17 protein-coding genes and 1 pseudogene are annotated in these 21,830 nt (G+C 37.0%); 5 read left to right on the top strand and 13 right to left on the bottom strand.

What is annotated here, in order from left to right; all coding sequences use genetic code 11:
- The first annotated feature begins 15 nt into the window (after positions 1-15).
- Positions 16-717, top strand: coding sequence for a glutamine amidotransferase (locus tag COMX_RS02340; protein WP_034336573.1), 702 nt, complete (start codon positions 16-18; stop codon positions 715-717).
- Positions 718-727: 10 nt separating this feature from the next.
- Here the strand turns inward: COMX_RS02340 and COMX_RS11485 are convergent.
- From COMX_RS11485 to miaA, 5 genes and pseudogenes are all read right to left on the bottom strand, one after another.
- A pseudogene (locus COMX_RS11485) lies at positions 728-1,099 on the bottom strand (DUF7079 family protein).
- Between the two features lie 118 nt (positions 1,100-1,217).
- Positions 1,218-2,237, bottom strand: a complete 1,020-nt coding sequence (ilvC, locus tag COMX_RS02330; protein WP_034336571.1) for a ketol-acid reductoisomerase — start codon at positions 2,235-2,237, stop codon at positions 1,218-1,220.
- A gap of 30 nt (positions 2,238-2,267) precedes the next feature.
- The gene (gene ilvN / locus COMX_RS02325) at positions 2,268-2,819 is read right to left on the bottom strand and encodes an acetolactate synthase small subunit (RefSeq protein ID WP_034336568.1); all 552 of its coding nucleotides are present in this window, start codon (positions 2,817-2,819) and stop codon (positions 2,268-2,270) included.
- A 37-nt stretch (positions 2,820-2,856) separates the two neighbouring features.
- Positions 2,857-4,656, bottom strand: a complete 1,800-nt coding sequence (gene ilvB / locus COMX_RS02320; protein WP_034336565.1) for a biosynthetic-type acetolactate synthase large subunit — start codon at positions 4,654-4,656, stop codon at positions 2,857-2,859.
- A gap of 98 nt (positions 4,657-4,754) precedes the next feature.
- Entirely contained in the window at positions 4,755-5,756 is a 1,002-nt protein-coding gene (gene miaA / locus COMX_RS02315) for a tRNA (adenosine(37)-N6)-dimethylallyltransferase MiaA (RefSeq protein ID WP_051461799.1), read from the bottom strand.
- A 177-nt stretch (positions 5,757-5,933) separates the two neighbouring features.
- Between miaA and serB the strand changes: the two genes are divergently transcribed.
- Both serB and COMX_RS02305 read left to right on the top strand, forming a co-directional pair.
- Positions 5,934-6,824, top strand: a complete 891-nt coding sequence (gene serB / locus COMX_RS02310) for a phosphoserine phosphatase SerB (RefSeq protein ID WP_235176744.1) — start codon at positions 5,934-5,936, stop codon at positions 6,822-6,824.
- Between the two features lie 173 nt (positions 6,825-6,997).
- Complete coding sequence (locus COMX_RS02305) at positions 6,998-8,269, top strand: DNA adenine methylase (protein ID WP_034336560.1); 1,272 nt, start codon at positions 6,998-7,000, stop codon at positions 8,267-8,269.
- 168 nt (positions 8,270-8,437) lie between these two features.
- Here the strand turns inward: COMX_RS02305 and mdoH are convergent, their stop codons facing one another.
- Positions 8,438-10,654, bottom strand: coding sequence for a glucans biosynthesis glucosyltransferase MdoH (mdoH, locus tag COMX_RS02300; protein ID WP_084051494.1), 2,217 nt, complete (start codon positions 10,652-10,654; stop codon positions 8,438-8,440).
- A 239-nt stretch (positions 10,655-10,893) separates the two neighbouring features.
- On the opposite strand from mdoH, the gene dauA reads away from it, so the two are divergent.
- Complete coding sequence (gene dauA / locus COMX_RS02295; protein ID WP_034336557.1) at positions 10,894-12,633, top strand: C4-dicarboxylic acid transporter DauA; 1,740 nt, start codon at positions 10,894-10,896, stop codon at positions 12,631-12,633.
- Between the two features lie 56 nt (positions 12,634-12,689).
- Here the strand turns inward: dauA and COMX_RS02290 are convergent, their stop codons facing one another.
- Positions 12,690-14,198, bottom strand: a complete 1,509-nt coding sequence (locus COMX_RS02290; RefSeq protein WP_051461965.1) for a glucan biosynthesis protein — start codon at positions 14,196-14,198, stop codon at positions 12,690-12,692.
- 276 nt (positions 14,199-14,474) lie between these two features.
- The gene (locus tag COMX_RS02285) at positions 14,475-15,083 is read right to left on the bottom strand and encodes an NUDIX domain-containing protein (protein ID WP_034336551.1); all 609 of its coding nucleotides are present in this window, start codon (positions 15,081-15,083) and stop codon (positions 14,475-14,477) included.
- A 218-nt stretch (positions 15,084-15,301) separates the two neighbouring features.
- Between COMX_RS02285 and COMX_RS02280 the strand changes: the two genes are divergently transcribed.
- Positions 15,302-15,721, top strand: a complete 420-nt coding sequence (locus COMX_RS02280; RefSeq protein WP_051461798.1) for a DUF423 domain-containing protein — start codon at positions 15,302-15,304, stop codon at positions 15,719-15,721.
- A 22-nt stretch (positions 15,722-15,743) separates the two neighbouring features.
- Here the strand turns inward: COMX_RS02280 and COMX_RS02275 are convergent, their stop codons facing one another.
- From COMX_RS02275 to COMX_RS02255, 5 genes are read right to left on the bottom strand one after another with little or no spacing between them, the layout of a single operon-like run.
- Positions 15,744-16,676 (bottom strand): tetratricopeptide repeat protein, encoded by a 933-nt coding sequence (locus COMX_RS02275; protein ID WP_034336548.1) that lies wholly within the window; start codon positions 16,674-16,676, stop codon positions 15,744-15,746.
- A complete protein-coding gene (locus COMX_RS02270) occupies positions 16,673-17,650 on the bottom strand; it encodes an MlaD family protein (RefSeq protein WP_034336546.1) in 978 nt (325 codons plus the stop codon). Before COMX_RS02270 ends, COMX_RS02275 begins: the two co-directional genes overlap by 4 nt.
- Before the next feature lies 1 nt (position 17,651).
- On the bottom strand, positions 17,652-18,344 hold the full coding sequence (locus tag COMX_RS02265) for a P-loop NTPase family protein (protein ID WP_034336543.1): 693 nt from the start codon (positions 18,342-18,344) through the stop codon (positions 17,652-17,654).
- 4 nt (positions 18,345-18,348) lie between these two features.
- Positions 18,349-19,368: an MlaE family ABC transporter permease gene (locus tag COMX_RS02260; protein ID WP_034336539.1), complete on the bottom strand. Its 1,020-nt coding sequence runs from the start codon at positions 19,366-19,368 to the stop codon at positions 18,349-18,351.
- On the bottom strand, positions 19,365-21,812 hold the full coding sequence (locus COMX_RS02255; RefSeq protein ID WP_034336536.1) for a cache domain-containing protein: 2,448 nt from the start codon (positions 21,810-21,812) through the stop codon (positions 19,365-19,367). Before COMX_RS02255 ends, COMX_RS02260 begins: the two co-directional genes overlap by 4 nt.
- Positions 21,813-21,830 lie beyond the last annotated feature (18 nt).

Genomic DNA, 21,830 nt, shown 5'->3' with positions numbered 1-21,830 from the left:
GGGTAATCAAAAATAATGAAAAAAACTTTAGTTATTCGACACATTCACTTCGAAGATCTTGGAATTCTAGAACCTGAACTCATTAAAGCAGGGCTTCACATTCAGTATGCTGAAGCTCCTCTTACAGATTTTACTAATTTAGACCCTATTCAATATGATTTAATTATCGTACTTGGTGCACCTATAGGAGCATTTGACAATGAGCTTTACCCTTTCCTTATACAAGAGCTCGAATTTATTAAAAAAATAATTGAACTAGAAAAACCGTTATTAGGGATATGCCTTGGTGGTCAACTCATTGCCCGTTTACTTGGTGCAAAGGTCTATCCAATGAAACATAAAGAAATTGGTTTTTCAGCTTTATCCATAAATAAAAATATACCTAATAATCCACTACTATCACTAGAGAATGTTCCAGTATTACATTGGCATGGCGATCAATTTGATATTCCAAGTGAATGTCACTCCCTCGCCTCAAGTGATTTATGTCCTAATCAGGCTTTTGCTTATAAGAAGCATATATTAGCACTGCAATTTCATATGGAGGCTGATCCAAGTAAAATAGAGCAATGGTTGGTTGGACATAGTAATGAGCTTACGGGTGCTAAAATAGACTTGCATCAACTGAGGAAAGATTCTCAAAAATACAATCAAATTTTAACTCAAGCAGGAAAAAAGACGTTCTTAATCTGGTTAAAGAATATCAATTTGGCGTAAAGGGGTGAGTTTAGTCTTTTATAGATTCTAGATTTTGTTTAAGCTCTATCCATCCAGATATTGTAATATATTCATTTCTTAAATAATTAAGAAAAAGTTTATGGAAGAACTTTCTAAAAATTCCTAATTGACTGTTTTTAGCCCTATATTCTTGTATGCTTTTCCATAACCACTCTCTATCAAATCCAATCCATATCGGAGGAACGGGAGTTTAAAGATTAGAATAACATATGGGTGCTACCCATTCAAAATAAACTGTTTCCACATGTTCAATGGGAAAATGCTTTGCAACATAAGCGATACCGTAATACTCTACTTCATTATCAACAAATATTTCTGATAAAGCTTCACATAGATCAATATCCGAGTATTTCTCATCCATTCTGTTACTCTATTCTTCTTAGTTTGAATCCCATTACCTATATTACATTCGAATTATAAATAAAAAAAAGCTCCATATCTAAGATATAGAGCTTTTTCTTTTATATACTAATTAGAAATTAGTTTTTGTTTTTATCTACCAAACGATTTTTAGCAATCCAAGGCATCATTTCACGTAATTTTGAGCCTGTTTTTTCGATTTGATGTTCATTTAACAAGTTGCGACGTGCTTTAAGACTTACTTGACCGACTTTATTATCGGTCATGAATTTATTAACAAATGTACCATCTTGAATATCTTTCAAGATATCGCGCATTGCTTGACGAGATTCACTGGTAATAACACGTGGACCAGAAACATATTCACCATATTCAGCGGTATTCGAAATTGAATAGTTCATGTTTTCGAAACCACCTTCATAGATCAAATCTACGATTAATTTCATTTCATGCAAACATTCAAAATAAGCCATTTCTGGAGCATATCCAGCTTCAACCAATGTTTCAAACCCATTACGGATAAGATCAACAACACCACCACAGAGAACAGCTTGCTCACCAAAAAGATCAGTTTCACATTCTTCACGGAATGTCGTTTCAATCACACCTGCACGACCACCACCAATAGCAGAAGCATAAGATAATGCAATTTCCAAAGCATTACCAGATGGGTTTTGATGCACAGCAACCAAACAAGGAACACCACCACCACGTTGATATTCTGAACGCACTGTATGACCAGGGCCTTTTGGTGCAATCATAAAAACATCAAGATCAGCACGAGGTTCAATCAATTTAAAATGCACATTTAAACCATGAGCAAACGCAATCGCTGCACCTTGCTTCAAGTTAGGAACAACTTCGGTGTTATATGTTTCAGCTTGTGATTCATCTGGGGTCAAAATCATAACAACATCAGCCCAAGCAGACGCTTCTGCAACGCTCATCACTTTTAAACCAGCGGCTTCAGCTTTTTTTGCACTTGCAGAACCTGGACGTAGACCAATAGCAACGTCTTTGACGCCACTGTCTTTCATATTATTTGCATGAGCATGCCCTTGGCTGCCATAACCTAGAACCGCAACTTTTTTGCCTTTAATCAAATTAACATCAGCGTCGCGATCATAATAAACACGCATTTTTATTTTCCTTGTATTAAATTAATAAAATTAAATTGTCTGACAGCCACGTCCGATGGCTGCAATCCCCGTTCGAGATAATTCAACCAGACCCAAAGGACGTAATAAATCCACAAAAGCATCAATCTTTTCTGTTTTACCAGTCAATTCAAACACTAAAGATTCCACACTTGCATCAACAACTTGTGCTCTAAAAGCATCAGCCAAGTTTAATGCTTCTGCTCGTTCAGAACCTTTAGAAACCACTTTAATCAAAGCCAACTCTCTGGCCACATAAGGGCCGTGCTGACATAAATTAACAACTTGATAAACAGGAACCTGCTTATTTAATTGTTCCTTTATTTGATTAATTACCATCGGCGTCCCAGAAGTTAAAATATTAATTCTGGATTTACGTCCATGGTCATCCACAGGAGCAACCGTTAGGCTTTCTATATTATAGCCACGCCCTGCAAATAATCCAATCACTCTTGATAAAACACCACTTTCATTTTCTACAATCAAAGAGAAAATAGCTTTTATAAATTCGTCTTTTTCTTCTTGCGCACTGCGTTGCAATGTTTTTTTATCAATATAATCCATTGTTTTTTTCCTGATAAATGAGTTTACACAACAACGCTTAGGATGCAGCTTTAGCTTTTTCTTTGACAGGGCCCAACAAAATCTGATTATGCGGTGCACCTGCTGGAATCATTGGGAAACAGTTTTCTTCTCTTTCCACTTGGATTTCCATAACCACAGGACCTGGTTCATCCAACATCGCGTTAATCATGCTATCCAATTCATCTATAGTTCTAGCACGCATTCCTTTAATACCAAAGCTTTCTGCTAATTTAACAAAATCAGGTAAGCTTTCACTGTAACTTTCCGAATAACGCCCTCCATGAATAAGCTCTTGCCATTGGCGAACCATCCCCATATAGCGATTATTCAAGATGAATACTTTTAAAGGTAAACGATATTGTTTGATTGTTGCAAGTTCTTGAATATTCATCATTGTTGATGCTTCACCAGCAATATCAATTACCAAAGCGTCAGGATGAGCAACCTGAATCCCCACCGCCGCAGGCAGCCCATACCCCATCGTACCAAGACCACCAGAGGTCATAAAATGATTAGGCGATTCAAAAGGAAAATATTGTGCTGCCCACATCTGATGCTGCCCTACTTCGGTAGAAATATAGGCTTCTTTTCCCTTAGCATTGGCCAATTCACTTAAACGGCGAATAGCATGTTGGGGTTTAATTGTCTCTCCAACTTGCATATCTTGTTGATATTTCAAACAATCAACTGCACGCCATTGTTCAATTTGCTCCCACCATTCTCTTAATGCTACTTGATCAACTGGATCTTCATTTCTTTCCCACTCTTCGATCATTAAATCAATCGTACGAGCAACATCTCCAATAATGGGAATATCAACCAAAACAATTTTATTGATTTGAGATGGATCAATGTCCGCGTGAATTTTTAAAGCATTCGGTGAGAAATCTTTAACGCTACCTGTAACGCGATCATCAAACCTAGCTCCTAAAGCAACCAAGACGTCACATCCATGTGTAGCCAAGTTTGCTTCATAAGTTCCATGCATCCCAAGCATACCTAAAAATTGTTTGTCAGACGCGGGATATGCCCCCAACCCCATTAAGGTTGATGTACAAGGAAACCCTGATAATTTAACAAGCTTTCTCAATCCTTCTGAAGCCCTAGGCCCAGAATTGATAATACCACCACCTGTATAAAAAATTGGGCGCTTTGCACGTCGCATTGCTTTAACAGCATCTTTGATTGCCTGATGATTAGGCTCGGTCACAGGCTTATAAGAAGGGTGGATTTCTACTTTTTCCTTTGAGTAAGGAACCTGCGCCATTTGAAGATCTTTAGGAATGTCTATTAACACAGGACCGGGTCTGCCAGAACCTGCAATATAAAAGGCTTCTCTGATTTTATCTGCTAGTTTTTCTCTATCTTTAACCAAATAATTAAATTTAGTAGCAGCACGCGTAATCCCAACAGTGTCGGCCTCTTGAAAAGCATCATTTCCTATTAAGCTTGAAAAAACTTGTCCAGATATACAAACAATAGGAATAGAATCCATTAACGCATCGACCAACCCAGTAACCGTATTGGTAGCCCCAGGGCCACTGGTAACCAAAGCCACCCCTATTTTACCTGTAGAACGGGCATAAGCTTCGGCTGCGTGAACTGCTGCTTGTTCATGACGCGTTAAAATATGACGAATTTTATCTTGCTGAAAAATCGCGTCATAAATTGGTAACACAGCACCGCCAGGATACCCAAAAATAACATCAACACCAAGATCTACGAGCACTTGGAGAAGAACTTCAGCACCAGTCATTGTATGAACGGTTTGTCCTGATTGATCAGGGCCTGGTTTCTTATGCTCGGCATTTGTCATTTTCGGTAAATCCTTAGTTTTTCGAACTTCATTTCAAACTGATTATTTAAAAACAGCATAGTATTTTTAAACGTCTCAATAATCTAATCAATATTTTATCAAACGTCAATAAAAGAATTAATAAATGATATAGATTTTTCTATAAAACTTTCTGAAAATTTCAAATTTTTATCAATTCTTGAATTAAAAATACAAACCTGTACTGAAGGAGCCAGAACACGATTGGAAAACCATGTTTCTTGCCGTTTAATATAACGTTGTGTATTACGCACCGCGTTGTCAATCGCTTCAACAAGCGTTATTTCACCTGATAAATACGCTACAAACTCTGGAACCCCTAATGCTCTTCGTAAAGGGGCTTGCACAGGAGGATCCGCTTTTAAAAAATTAGCAACCTCTTCAACTGCCCCTTCGTCTACCATTGCAGTAAAACGTTCGGCAACAGCTTCTTTTAACAACGCACGCTCTGGAGCCAATCGGATAACTATAAAATTATATGCAGCCCCAGGTAAATGAGCTTCTTGTTGCCAAAATTTTAATCCTTTTCCTGTGGAAAGCCATACCTCCCATGCCCTGGCAACACGTTGAGAATCTGTTGGATTTAAGGTTTGTGCTGTTTGAGGATCAACCTGTGATAACAACTCATAAACAAAAGGAGAGCCTTTTGTTTCAATTGAACGTCTGGCCTCCGCCCTGGCGTCAGCACTAGGTTCAGGAATCAACGCAATACCGTGAATCAGCGAATGAAAATACATTCCTGTGCCACCACATAAAATAGGCAGTCGTTTTTGCGATGATACTTGCTCTAGCTCTGATAAAGCTTGCTCTCTCCACCAACCAGCATTCCCCGTTTGATCCCACGGTAATACCCCATATAAGCGATGGGGCGCACTTGCTTCGTCCTCTATAGATGGACGCGTAGTAATAATCCGTAAATCTTTGTAACACTGCATCGCATCAGCGTTAATAATCGTTCCATTTAAGGCTTGTGCTATTTTTAACGATAAATATGATTTTCCCGAGCATGTTGGACCTGCAACAAGCACAGCCCAAGGCAATTTTTTATTTTTCAAATTGGACTGATCCAAAGACCCACACATTTAAATACCACACTTTTCATAAATCAATATTTTATACACAATAAGATTTTTTACTTATTGCTTGATTAACCACTTACTTATAATAAATATGATGTGTAATAAAGAGGCTTGTTTATAGTCTCTTATAGTTATTTTTTACTTTTATTCAGTATTTTATGACATGAAATGGTTGATCCAATGAATTATATCTTAACCCTTGTAACTCTTCCTAATATTTTGGATCAATCTATTATCGACCTCATTGCGCAGATAATCCCTATTGATAATGCCATATGGCTATCTGAACAAGAAGCCATAGATATTTCATTACCCGATATCCTTGAACAAAGCCAAGCTCTATCAGTTTTCCAGCGCGTTAAAACTGTTTTATCAAAAAAACCTGTTGATGTTTTCCTCACCCACAATGAATATCGCAAGAAAAAGCTGCTTGTTGCAGATATGGACAGTACCATTGTACAAAGTGAAACTTTAGACGATTTGGCGGCTGAAGTCGGTATTGGAGAAAAAATTGCGGCTATTACCAGACGCGCTATGAATGGAGAACTTATTTTTACTGATGCTTTGAATGAGCGTATTGCGTTGTTAAAAGGGATTTCTGCTGATTTATTAGAGCAAACCTGGCAGCACACACATTTAAATCATGGTGCAAACACTTTAGTTGCCACTATGAAAAAACATAATGCCTATACAGCATTAATTTCTGGCGGTTTTACATTTTTTACTCAAAAAGTTGCTGATAAATGCGGATTTGACGAAAATCATGCCAACCGTTTTAGCATTGCTAATAATATGCTTGATGGCACTGTTATACCTCCTATTTTAGGTAAAGAAGCTAAGTTATTTCATCTTGATCGTCTTACTAAAGAACTACATTTAAAACCACAAGAAAGCTTGACTATTGGTGATGGGGCTAATGACTTACCCATGCTGACCCATGCAGGTCTCGGAATTGGTTATTATCCTAAACCAATTGTCGCGGAACAAATTACCAATATTATTCGACATACAACTTTATATTCTGCTTTATTTATACAAGGTTATCATAAATCTGATTTTGTTTATTTATGATAACTTACCTATTGATATTTATAAAATAAATATCAATATCAAATATCTAACATATACGAATAAGCTTTGAAGTTTATTTTAATAAAACTGGCTTTATCTATTTTACCATACAGATAAATTAACAAATTATGTCCTTTTAATTTAAGGCCCAATAACAATAAAAGTATATTTTAATGAAATGGAATAAAACTAAACACGGGTCTTATCAAACCAAGGATTATCTATTTAATCAATTAATCCCTTATATTGGCAATAAGCGTAAATTACTAGATTTAATTCAACAAACGTTAATTGCCAGCCAAAAAGGGCTTAAAACACATCAAGGTCTTTTTATTGATTGTTTTGCAGGAACAGGAGTTGTCAGCCGTTTGGCTAAGACTATGGGGTTTCAAGTCTATTGTAATGATTGGGAATATTATAGCCAAGCTTTAAATATAGCTTCTATTCAAACTCAACAGCCTCCAACCTATTTTAATCAATTCACCTACACGGAAATCATACAACAACTCAATAATTTACCTCCTATTGAGGATTGGGTTAGCAAACATCTATGCCCACAAAATGACCTAAACTATGATACAGCCAAAGAACGTATGTTTTATATGCATAAAAATGGAATGCGTATTGATGCAATCCGTCAACAGATTGCGCAATGGGATGAAAAAGAATTATTAACTCCTATTCAAAAAGCATGTCTATTAGCTCCATTACTTTATTGTGCTTGCTATCATGCAAATACAAGTGGTGTTTTTAAAGGGTTTCATAAAGGTTGGGGAGGACAAACTAAAACTGCACTTTATCGTATTGCTGCAGATCTACAGTTATTCCCTATTCAGTTTTATGATAATTGTCAAAATAATCAAATATTCCGTATGGATGCTCAAGCCTTAGCAGAACAGTTACAACATATGGAATTACCAGACTATAGCATTGCCTATTTAGACCCTCCATACAATCAACATCCTTATGGAGCAAACTATCATGTGTTAAATAGTATTGCTTTATGGGACAAACCTGACCTTTCCCCACATATAATCCCACACGAAAAATCAGCCATCCGAAAAGATTGGAGAACTGAACGCAAAAGTGCTTATAATGTTCGGAAACAAGCCACCCAAGCCTATCAAAAACTATTGGAAACTTTACCTACCCAATGGATTGCCACCAGCTATAGTACTGATGGTTTTATCAACTTGGATGATATGATCAGACAGAATTGCGAAATTGGTGAAGTACGCGTTTTTGCAAAATCTTATAAAAGATACCGTGTCAGCTCGCAAAGATACTCAACAAAAGCACGAAATATTGAGTTTGTATTATTAACAAAAGTAGGAAAACACAAACAACAATCAGCATGCGAATTAGTTGATAAAATACACGCTTTGGAAAATGACTCACTTACTTTTACAAAAGAGAATGATAAAAGTACTATTTATTCATTTTAAAATCTAAATAAATAATATCTATAAAAAGATATATAGATCAAGATAATATTGTTGTTTTAGAATGCTCTAATTTGAATAATATAAGTAATAACTTTTGATTATCCTAAAATATTATATCCAAAAATAGCTTGCTAAAATTATATAAATTCTATAGCAAGCTATTTTAATTTAAGAGAAATATGGAAGATTTAAAAACCTTTCAATAGCTTTACGACTTCCTAGCAATGCTGATTTTTCATTGCTTGTTAATGCTTGCATAGCTTGCTCTTGACTGTCAGACTCTTTTAATTTGACCATTCCCACCAAATAATCTGCATTAATAGGATCACCTTTTGAGCGTTCAGCTGGTAATAAAGCTACATGTAACGCAATTAACTTGGGATTACTGAGTAATGTTGAAAATGCATCTTGCACCTCCATATCCATCACTCTTCTTTTCTCTATCCTATCACGTCGTAAAATATCAGGGCGAGCAGTTTCTTCTGGTATGATTAACAGCCCTATTTTCATACAAAAAACACCAAAACGTTGACTAGAAGTCACCCATACCAGTGGAATGGCAAGTAATAAACCTAGTAATACAGGTGTCATCCAAAAGAATAAAGATGTAGAAACCTCCCACGCTCCTAATCCCATAATGACCCCAAAAGCCATATGGCGCCAATAATCGCGCACCACATCTTTAAATGGAATATGTCCAACGTCTCTGCGCTGGGCATTCCATCCTGAATCATATCCTAGTAAAATAGAAGTAACAGCCGTTGTTTGAATTAACATTGCAATCGGCGCAATTAATCCACCAATAAATGTTTCAAGAAAAATTGAAGACAATGCTTTGGTTGCACCACCACACCCTTTACGCAAGTCTTCATTAAATAACAAAGCAATCCATGCCAAAATTTTGGGAGCTAATAAGACAAGCATGGTTAAAATAAACACATATTTCGCCAAAACAGGATCGACTTGAGGCCAATTTGGAAATAATACTCTATCTGTGCCTGTAAAATATTCTGGTTTCACAAACAAAGCTTGCAAAGAAACCATAATTCCTACTAACAAGAATAATAACCACAAAGGGGACATAGCATAAGCCCCAATTCCCGTAAGCATATGGATACGACTTATCCAACTAAGTTTTTTAGTTGGAATAATCATCGCATGTTGTAAATTTCCTTGACACCAACGTCGATCTCTCACTGCGATATCGGTTAAGGATGGAGGGCTTTCCTCATAAGAGCCGTGTAATGCAGGCACCATATGAATAGCCCAGCGTCCACGACGCATTAATGCTGCCTCGACAAAATCATGACTCATAATCATACCGCCAAAAGGCTTACGCACAGCTGGTAAATGAGGCATTCCTGCTTGTTCAGCAAAAGCTTTAACACGTATAACCGCATTATGTCCCCAATAATTACTTTCTGAACCATGCCACCATGCCAAACCATACGCAATCGTAGGACCATAAACACGGCCTGCAAATTGTTGTAATCTGGCAAACAAAGTCGTTCCATTTACAATCACAGGCAAAGTCTGAATTAAACCAACCCCATCATGCCTTTCCATGGCAAAGCATATACGAACAATAGTATCCCCTTCCATTAAGCTATCAGCATCAAGGGTTAACATATGATCATACCCACCACCAAACCTACGCACCCATTCGGCTAAATTTCCTGCCTTACGGTCTGTATTTTTATAACGTCTGCGATAAAAAATATGATTATGACCTTTTGTTTGCTCGCGAAAACGTAAAAAAGCAGCCTCTTCCTCTACCCAAACATCTGGGTTCGTTGTATCGGACAAAATAAAGAAATCAAAATGCTCACCTTGATCTGTAGCCTGAATACTATCATAGATCGCTTTTAATCCAGCTAATACACGATGAGGATCCTCATTATAAGTCGGCATTAAAACTGCTGTTTTCTTGTGCAATGCAGGCAAGGGTTCCTTAGGATCGATACCTAAAGAAAGCCCACCTTTTTTGCTAAGCTGTTCTATAAACCCTCCCAAAGAAGAGGCAAAAGAAAATGCAATCCAGAAAAATAAAATGGTAAAAATAACAAGGATCATTAACCCTAAAGCCGTCATTCCAAAACTATTAAACACCAAATTCATTTCATAAGATGCATATGCAGTTAAAGAAATAGAGACAATAAAAATAAAAAGCCGTCTCAGCAAAACATTTGGTGCTTGCGTTGCTATCTTTTTTGATCTGCCATAGAGGTTTGGATTTGCCTGTAAATTCTGTACTGGCATATCTATAGGAGTATCAGGAGGCAAAGCTATGAACATAGATTGGTCTGATCTTTTGTTTTCAGATAAATTATCCTTATTCACTTTCTCTTCCTGGCTATGACCCGAAACATTATTAAGTTCAGTCATAAGTAGTTTTTATCTCCTATATTAAATAAAACAGTAACTGTCTTTTATAAGCCAACGACAGCATAATATAAAGTAAATTTATTATTTTCTTAATTCACAATATTTTTTATTTGATATTAAGAATAATTATCTTTTTTTTTTAAAAAATTCTTGTTACCATTTTTACATGATTGAAGTCTCGTTTCTGCAGTTCTTCTTGAAAATAATCATCTATGACGCACTTATAACGAGGATTTTATATGCAAAATAAAAAAGCTATAATTAAAATTCCCCCTATTGCTACGGGAATAATTGAAACTTTTCGTAAAGGATATTCCTTTTCTGATTTTAAACATGATGCACTAGCTGGATTAACAATTGGAACGGTTGCTGTTCCTCTTTCCATGGCATTAGCGATCGCAACAGGTGTTCCACCAGAACATGGATTATATACAGCCATTGTTGCTGGTGCACTTATTGCATTAACTGGGGGATCTAAGTTTAATATTTCAGGTCCAACAGCTGCTTTTGTCGTTATTTTGTTTCCTATTGTTAAAGATTATGGAATTGGTGGATTGCTTTTAGCAACCATTATGGCGGGAATTATTCTGCTTTTAATGGGAGTTAGCAAAATGGGACAATTAATACGTTTTGTCCCCTATCCTGTTGTTTTGGGTTTTACTGCTGGTATTGCAATTATTATTGCTATTTTACAAATTCCTGACTTTCTTGGACTACGTACAGAAAAACTTGGTGATGATTTCCTTAGTAATCTTGGTATAATTTTTTCTTCTTTAGGCACTATCAACCCTTATGAAATGGGTGTTGGTTTATTTACGCTCATCTTGCTTATTATGTGGCCTAAATTTAAAATTCCCCTTCCTGCACCTCTCGTTGGGCTTATTGTTGGTGGAATAGTGGCTTATTTTATCAATAATAGCGTTAATGGCGCCGATATCAAAACAATTGCTTCTAGCTTTACTTGGCACGCCAATGGAATAGACGGTAATGGTATTCCTCCTATTCCTCCTTCATTAGTCATGCCGTGGGCTTTACCTGGTCCTGACGGACAGCCTTTAGTCATTAGTTTTAAACTTATTCATGCGCTTATAGGGCCAGCATTTGCCATTGCTACCTTAGGAGCAATTGAATCTTTATTATGCGCAGTCATTGCAGATGAACTTACCGACACAAAACATAATCCAAATGCTGAGTTAATCGGACAAGGGTTGGGAAATATTATAGCACCTCTTTTTGGGGGGATTACTGCAACAGCTGCTATAGCAAGAACTGCAACTAGTATTCGTAGTGGTGCGAGGTCTCCTATTGCAGCCATTATTCACTCAATTTTTGTGTTATTAGCTGTTGTCCTTTTCGCCTCCTTACTCGGATATGTTCCCATGGCATCTCTTGGAGCTTTATTATTCATTGTGGCATGGAATATGAGCGAGGCAAAACATTGTATTAAAACAATAAAAACCTCGCCGCGCAGTGATGTTAGTATTTTGTTAATTTGTTTTGGATTAACTATTGTGTTTGACATGGTGATTGCAGTTGCAGTCGGTGTTGCTCTATCTGCTGTATTATTTATTCGCAGTATGACCCATGCATCAAAAACTTCTATGATTGAAAACCATCCAGAGCTTGATGAAATAACAAATGAGGTTGTTGTTTTTGATATTAATGGACCATTATTTTTTGGCGTCGCAGAAAGAACTATTGCTTCTTTTAAATCCTATGACAATTTACATAAAAAAATATTAATTTTGGATATGAAAGATGTCATTAGCATTGACGGAACGACGATATCAGGTTTGCAATCCATAAAAAAACAAATTTTTAACAATAAACAATCTTTGATTTTTGTTGGTGCTTCCACAGAGATGATTTTAGCCTTAAAACGTGCTGGGTTATATAAAATAAAAGGCAGATTAACTTATTGCTCTGACTTTAAATATGCGCGCGATATCGCAAAAAAATGGTTGAACGACTTGTCTTAAAAATAAAAAACCTGGATGTAATTTATCCAGGCTTTTTTTCTAGTATATAGAAAAGATTAAGCGGTCCAACGGTACAACCATTTTTCAGAAATCGGATTGTCACCATCCATTAACACACATTTTAATTCTGCTGTTTTCGCACTCTCTGGTGCAAATTCAAAAGTCGTTCTCCATCCATGTGACGCTGGATTAGCCTCGACAACTATATTACTTACTTTACCCGCAGAACTTGTAACGTTTAAAGTTAGTTGTTTATTTGTAGGATAACGATTTAAAGGTCCATCAAAGAAATCAACACAGAAAAAACGAACATCTGGCTTATCAACAACAGCCCCTACACGAGTTGCTGCCACTCTGGCTAAATCTGAGCTCCATGGATTATCCCATCCCCAATACAAGCGATAAGTAAATGAATATTCTCCACCTTCTTTAAAAGGTTGTTTAGGGCGCCAAAAAGCAACAATATTATCATTAACTTCACTTGGTGTTGGGATTTCAACTAGATTTACACTGCCCGATTGCCACTCACCGACTGGTTCCACCCATAAAGATGGACGCAACTCATAATGCAACGCCAAATCTTCATATTGAGAAAAATCACGCTTACGCTGCATTAAGCCGAAACCTTTTGGGGCTGTATCAGAAAAAACAGAATATTGTAAATCAACAGGATTATTTAATGGTCTCCATATCTGCTCTCCAGTTCCTGTCCAGATTAACAGCCCTTCACTATCATGCGCTGCTGGGCGCCAATCATCCACATGATTACGATTATTAGCATCAAAATAAAACATTCCTGTTAATGGCGCAATACCACCATTACCAATGGTTTTGCGTGGATAAAAATAACTTTCCACATCAAAAGTTGTTGTTTCACCAGGACGAATTGTGAACTTAAAAGCCCCAGCCAAAGAAGGACTATCCAACAATGCGTATATCACCAGAGATTCAATTCCAGATGTTGGCCTTACAATCCAAAAAGCTCTGAATAGTGGGAATTCCTCTCCTTGAGGGTCCGCTGTCCCCTTAGCAAAACCGCGTGCAGACAATCCATATTGTTGGCCTTTGGCAACTGCACGGAAATAAGAAGCCCCTAAAAAGACCGCAAATTCTTCCATAACATCGTTTTGATTAAGCTTGGTCATAAGCTTAAAGCCAGAAAATCCTAAATTGTCTTCAACACGAAATTTAGGATTTCTGTAATTGAACATATCTGGGCTGTAGGTAACAGGTGTAGAAACACCATCAACCACTTCATAGATATCTATTCGAGGCCTATACAAAAAACCTCGGGGAAAAAATTGTACTTCAAAATTTAAATTACTGCCACGCCATAAAGCACTTTCTGGCTTAAATTCAACACTGCGAAATCCATCAAAATCTAACTTATCAATCGCATCTGGTAACTTATCACTTGGGGCGCTATAAGATTTTTTTGCTATTTCACGGGCTAATTGCCGTACGGTTGTTTGATCAAAAGGTTTCCCTTTTTCCCCATCACTGGACTTGGCATCAGCAGCCATAGCCTGAGGAATGATTGAACCTTGCACAGCTTCACCTACCATACTGGCTAGAGAAATACCTGCAGCTGAACGTAAAAGATCTCGACGAAATACCACGTTTAAACCCTTAAATAATTAGTGTTGAATAGGTTGAGATAATAATCTGTATAAAATAATACGTTATTCATAGTCACCATTATATCAAAGAATAAAAAAATACCTATCATTCTTTGTTACCATTTATCTTATAGCAAATAGGTAACTATACTCTCTTTTACCCACCATACACGAAAACGAGTGGAATGCAAACGTCCCTTTAAATATCATCAATTCTGATAATTATTCCAGATAAACTGCCTTATGAATTTGTAAATATTGAATAAGGGCAACAGTCTTTAAATCAATAATCTCTTCATTTTTTATTTTTTCAATGGCTTCTGACAAACTCATTTCAAGAACAAAAATATCTTCACCTTCAGAACGAAGACCACCACCTTGTTGTATTCTTTTGTCAACGCAAGCAATGTAATAGTATAATTTCTCGGTTGATATGCCTGGGCAACTATACAAAGCATATAAATAATCAAGCTTGGCAATATGCCACCCTGTTTCTTCTTGCACTTCTCTTATAACGGCAATATTGGCTGCGGCAAGAACATCTTGTGGATGAGAATCAAAATCCTCTTGATCAATATTACCCGCACAAGCTTCAATAACTGGGCGTTGATCTCCACAAAAGACAATCGGAGCACGCCATTGAGACGTAAAAACTAATTGCTTTGTATCTTGACGATAGAGTAAAACAACCACACTATCACGTGCTTTCAAAACTTCTCTTGATAATAATACTTCTTGACCATCATCATATTGTTGGAGCATTTGCGCCAATTCTAACTTAGAGTGTCCTTTATATATCGTGCTCGTTTCTTTTAAAATCATTTTTGACATTATCAGCAACTTTCTCTTTATTCTTAACTACTAATATAACTTGATTAAACTTGTATTTTTAATAATCTCATATTTTTTATATCATTTTGAATAATATGTCATATTATTAAAGTCGATCAATATTTATTTAGAATAATAATTATTCTCATCAACTTGACTATTTTTAGAATTTTTTTAAAAATGGGTTATTTCTTCGTTATAATACTGGTTATTATCATATGACTTCTAAGACATCTTTTTTCTCTACTCGCCTTTGGCTAGCAACTGGCGCTTTTTATGGGATGACTGCTGTTATTTTGTCTTCTCTTACCTCTCACCTTCCTGACAGTTATTTTGTCGGTGCTGGCAGGGATATGACACGTATCGCGGATACGATCTTATTTATTCATAGCCTAGCATTAATTGGAATTTCAATCTTACAAAAAATTTGGCAACCATCCATACATTTGAACATTGTTGGATTTACTTTTAATTTGGGGCTTTGGTTATTTTGTGGCGCTGTGTTCTATACAGCTATGACAGGTAATCATCCACCACTCCTACCCATTGCACCTATGGGTGGCAGCACCCTTATTTTTGCATGGTTCTATTTAACAATAGCAGCTTTTGTAATCAAAGATCGCAGTAGTCATTCATAATGATTACCACGATATAATAAACCTATTTTGATGTTTTCTTTGTTTTTTTAGTTAAAACAAGCAAAGCATCAGAAGCCAATTGATAAGTTATCGGGTCAGCATGCAAACTGGTTGCACGATCCAAATATTTTTTAGCATCAGGATAATCTTTCAACAATAAAGCACTTTTTCCTGCTCTCACATAAAACTGAGCAGCCGCAACAAAATCCTTCATCGCCTCACTAATCTGCCCCTGTAATGCCAATGTTCTGACCATAGCTCGATATTCAACTTGTTCACGTCGTATATCTTGCGCTGTTTTGGCTGCAGTCATGGCCTGAGGGTATTGCCCTTGTTTATAAGATAGCAAAGCGTGCAGTTCTTGTTGATCAGCCTTCCAGCTTTTTTCTTCTTCTTTTTTGGGTTTTCCATTAATCAAAAGCTGATCAAGTTTTTGTACATATTGGCCAAGGGCATTTATATCTCCTTGATCATTTACAATTAACGCTGATAAAAAATAAGAACGTTCTTGAATATCTTCATGCTTACTTTTCTCAGCCATTAGTGCTGCTTGAGCTGCCTCAGTTAAACGGTTCATACGATATAAAATTGCTGCTCTGACAAGATCAAGTTGAGGGCTATTTTCTTGCCCTCTTATACGCAACTCATTATTTGTTAGCACAACCGTTTGCAGTGCGTCCTGAGTATTATTTAAACCTAACTGTATAGTCGCTAGATTATACCCAGCGTCATCAATATTAGCAACGTCATCACTGGTCAAAGCATAATCAAACGATTTTTTATAATTTATCTCTGCTTGTTGCAGTTGATCATAATAAACTGCTTCGTCCGCTACATCCATCGTACGATCAAAAGGGTCATCTCGTGTCGGTTCAGGAGGCTCTGTACCGCCACAACCTGCCATTCCAAGTAAAAGAGGGATTAATATGGTAAAGTTTTTATATAATATCCTCATGGTCTGACCTCTCGTGCAGGTAAACGTTTCGATTTACGTGGTTCTTTACCATTTCCACCTAACAACCATAGACCTTTGACTTGAACAATTAATTTTTGCAAATCTGCCACGGTTGACTGTAGCTGAATCATCATCGCTGGCAATTGTTCAGTTGTATTTTTAACATTCTTACTAATTGGAACTAGATTTTTCGTAATAGGTACCAAATTAGGAGAAGCTTTGGAAAGATCTTTAGAAACTTTACCGAAATTAGCAACCATTTGATCAGCATGTTTTACAACATGATTAAGATTTTCTTCGATCGGTTGTAATTGATCAATAATATTATTCAAAGTTTGAACCATATTTTCAGCACGACGTATAAGCTCATCATTATTCACTAGCTGACCAACAGTTCCCTTACCTTGTTGAATACCCTCTACAATCATCTCCAAAGATGCCATCATATTTTTAGCACTGTCCATTGTTGGCACAATACGTTCATGAATTTGCATAACCATTTGAGAAATTTGATCAGCAGGGTTTGGTTCTGTCTTGGCTACCAATACAGCATATTTCCAATTTAATTTTGTGCTATACCCACGAGTAATGGAAACATACGCAGCCCCAGCGACTGCAAATTGCCTTTTAATGGTTGCTTGACTATCTCTACGAATAAACGTGGTTAATTGGGGATCAATCGCCGCAACAGCGGACAACCCACCGTCAGAATTAACATTGATTTTTTTAATTGTTCCTGCATTAATCCCAAAAACCTCAACATTATCACCCACAGATAAATTATCCACCCCAGTCTGAGGCAATATAATATTCAGTTCTGATGCGGGCGTCATCCAATCTCTTAGAACGCCAGCCTCAATGACGGCCCCAACAAATGCCAATAGACAGAGTAATACCAGCCCACCCGTCCATTCATTGGCGTATCTTAACTGAAATAGCTGCCGTGTTTTTGTATATCGTTTACTATTAAACATTTCATCCCAGCCGTATTGAGGTTAAACCTTTTTCTTGTAAACGCATCCATTGCGTTACACGTTCTTTGTAATCATCCCACAAACTTAGTTGGCGAGTAAAACAAAGAATACCCACCCCTCTATTTTGTGCAGTATTTAACATCTCAAGTAAAGGAGACATTAATTCAGCAGAGGATCCTTCTGCTGGATATTCTAATATTAACAAGTCAGGTTTTCCTAACAAAGCGCGTACACATGCTGCGCGTGCCAAATCAATCACTGTTGCCTCCCTTGGAGTATCCATAGGAAGCCCTGGCAATCCAAATCTATGACACAAAACCATTGCTTGATCTGCCAGTTTTTCTTCATCAATATTTGTATGGTGCAACGAAGGCAGTAATATATTAATCGCAATAGAATACATATCCATCCATCCATTCCTTTGGAAGACGCGACCAATATTCCCCCGCAGAGCCGATAAACGTGGTTCTTTTAAAGCAAACCAATCTAAACCTTTAAAATGTACGCTGCCTTCTCTTAATAGAACCATACCAGTGCATAAATCTGCCAACGCAGATGCAACTTCAAGATCACGAGCTTCTATAATAACACAATCGCCTGCTCTGACTTTTAGGTTAAACGCAACAGGCGGCAAGTAGTTTTCTTCAAAAGATGGTTTTGCTTCATGAACTTCTAATAATATCTTATTTGCCATTCTTTTAAAAATCCAACGTAAACAAAATATTAACAACCATAATCAACATTATTCCACGAGTAAAACCTTTAGGCAATAAAGTAGAAGGTTCGTCGTCAACTTTGACATTCATTCCAGTAATACAGGAACCAACTCCAACCATAAATCCCATAACGACAAACTTTAATGGAACCAGGACATAGTCAGCTACGGACATTGCAGATAAAATATTACTATAAAACGTCCATATAGAATCTTGCATTGTTCCCAAAGCATACGTTACGACATATCCCATAAATAATGATGTTGTTCCAAAAATCATTCCCAAAGTAAAACTGCCGATTGTGAAAGCCCATGCTCTAGGTAAAACAATGGTTATAAAAGGATCAATTCCCATCGTAGTCAAAGATTTCAACTGACCTCCCATTGCCAACAAACTGCATTCTGTAACCGTCAATATACCATTACGACCAAGCAATATCATACCCACAAGAATAGGAGCAACCTCTCTAACTAACACGGTAATTAAAATAGGCCCTGTCATCTTGGTTAATCCTGCGGCTCCCAACCAAAAAATTGCTTGAGACACCACAGCTAACCCAGCCAAAGTTGCCGTAAAAAATGTGCTAAAAAAACCTCCACAAACAACTTGCCCCAAAGATCTTTTGAATTCATATTTTACTGTACGGCGCCATGTTATTGGCGAGGCGCTTTCCACCAATATCCCCCATGAAGCTGCCAGTACACCAAGTAAAAAGCGAAAATAACTGCGTGTTTTTTCACCAACAACATATAATATAGGAAGAAGATACCATAAGATAATAATCGCGATTTTTTGCAGCCATGCAAATCGCCCCTCTTCTACCATTTTTAACCGAAATGATAGACGTTGAGTTTCTTGAGATTCACGGTTACGAATATTTTTAACATATTGCTCTACGTCATCTATGCCATCTTTATTCAAATCGGCAAGCATAGTCTCTATTCGATTTTTATCATCTTGTTTTTCAAAGGATTTTTGTTCAAAACCGTTTAAATGCTTCATCGTCTACCAGCAAGAATAAATGTATGCGAAATACCAACCTTTGGAATATAAAAGGTCCCTCTGGGCCTAAATAAGAAATCATTTCTTAACGATGCATAAGCACTTTGTGTAACTTGTACAGCCCCACCATCTGTTGCCATGTTTGCCATTAACGCAGACATCCCAATAGTTGGTCCCCACAAATTGAAAGTTCTAGGTTCTTTACCAAACCATGTTCCAATTGCAGGCCCAACATCCATTCCTATTCCGAAATTAGATTCTGCCCCCATACCAGGAATCATTTCTAAACAAGCAGCACGCATATCTAATGCCGCATGTGCCAAACGAATAGGAGCAGTTACATCAGGTTCTTTTGTACACCCTGCAACAGCAACCAAATGACCCCCCATAATTTTCACGTAGAATAAACCATACTTCTTAGCAATATCTTGTAAAACAACAACTAGTTCTTTGACAGGAGCTATTAGCTTTGATGCCTCTTCTATATCAGAAGTTAAATAACCGCTAAAGGCAATATTCATTACCGAAACTGCTGGATAGATCCCTTGTTGCTCGTCTTTATCTAGGGTTTCAAATTGAATATTGTTATATCGTGCAGAACCAGGGGCAAGCAAAAATTCTGTTTTATCCTCTGGCTTTAAAGTGGATAAATTATCTTGTATATCATCCGTTAGTTTGTCTATCGAAGTTGATACATGCTGTATATCTTTACCATGCACATGGTCTTGTTCCTCAAATTGCACTTGTGCAGCAACAAAACGCATCGCGACTAATCCAGCAAAGATCTTAGCTATATGGCTAATACTATGTAAATGAGGCGTATCCTCAATAATAACAGCACCAATTGTTCCCTTTTTACCTAGAACAGGTGTGATTAACACAGATTTCGTTTCCGAAGAGCGCATAAACAATTTATAAAACTGAGCAATACGAGAATCATTCGCCGCATCATCGACTTGCAATGTTTCTGTTTCACTAATCGCTTCGAAGAAATCTGGAATTTCTTGAATAGAATACTGAACTCCCTCGGCATGATTTCCATCTTCTATAGTATAAAGATCATTACAAATTAACGTTTTTTGATCTTCAGCAATATGCCAAACACTCACCCTTTTCGCTGAAACAAGGTTACATACACCTTCTGTTAAAATCAAAGCCTCATTTCTAGGATCAAAAACCTCTGGAGTTGAAGCAATCATTTCAATAGCATTATTTTCTCGTTCAGAAATGTTTTTAACATATTTAAACCGTTGCCCTAATTTATCCATTCTGTGACCTTGATAAATCAAGACACCAGCCATCGCTGCCGCCAAAGCCACTACCAGTAACGAGAATAACAGATTTTGTTTACCCCCTGTGACAGCAAAATGAGAAAAGTCACTTTCTGGAATAACAATTAATACAACCCATCTTTGAACAGATTCTGGCAATTGTGAAGTAATACTAATATAATTACCCTCAATACTTTGAGGTGGTACTACCGATGATAATGAGCTTTTCTCAGGAATAGCATCTTTTTCCATTTTAAAAGAACGAATACCAACACCATTTACTAAGAATTGATCATAAGCACGAGCAATCACAGGATTATACTTTGCATCAATCTTATTTTTATCAGGGCTCCATTCATTATCACCGAATTGTAATAATAACCCCGGTGAGGCAATAACATTTTTTTGACGATCAACAATAATCGCTTGCGCATGTTCACTTATACTCAAAGAACCTAAGAATGTTGTTAATTGCTGCAACGAAATACTCACAGCAAAAACACCTTTTTTACCATCACGATCTTTATAGGGAATGGAAGCCGTAATCACTAACCCTTTTTTGGAAGGCATTAATGTTGGTGGTGACCATACAAGCTTACCACTTTGCATAGCTTGTTTGTACCAAGAGCGATCTCTGGGGTCATATGCGTTTGCTGGAAGGGATTTTCTACTGATTTTTTTACCATCAACTGTTGCATATTCTTCTAAGAATTGTCCGCCTTGCTGATCAGCTTTTAATGTTATTACTCTTACTTCGTTAGGCTTGTCCACGACACGTTCAATCATCGTAAAATTACCATCTTCACTAGCCAAGTAAAAAGACTGTAATTGCTTTGTTTGACGCAGACTGCTCATCACATAAGTATAAAACATGCCAGATTCATATTCAGTTGGAATATGGCTCAGCATATCAACAACCAGTTTACTACTGACTGTTGCAGGGCTTAGATAGTTCATCACCTCCTGAGAAACACGAGATTGCTCTGTTTTTAAAATAACATGAGTTAGTTTTAAAATTCCTGATTTTGTGCTGTGATAAGAATGCAGTGTCACGCCAACCACAACCACCACAACCAAAATTACGCCTAAAATAGGAATACCAATCCGCAGAAACAAACGCCATAGACGATTAACTGAATCCTTGGTTGGATCGACAATTTCACCAGCAGGCACTTAAAATCCCCCAGAGTT

Source organism: Commensalibacter papalotli (ex Servin-Garciduenas et al. 2014), assembly GCF_000527695.1.
Classification (GTDB): Bacteria; Pseudomonadota; Alphaproteobacteria; order Acetobacterales; family Acetobacteraceae; genus Commensalibacter; species Commensalibacter papalotli.
The sequence above is the reverse complement of the archived record's forward strand: the minus strand, read 5'-3'. Positions and strand labels throughout refer to the sequence as shown.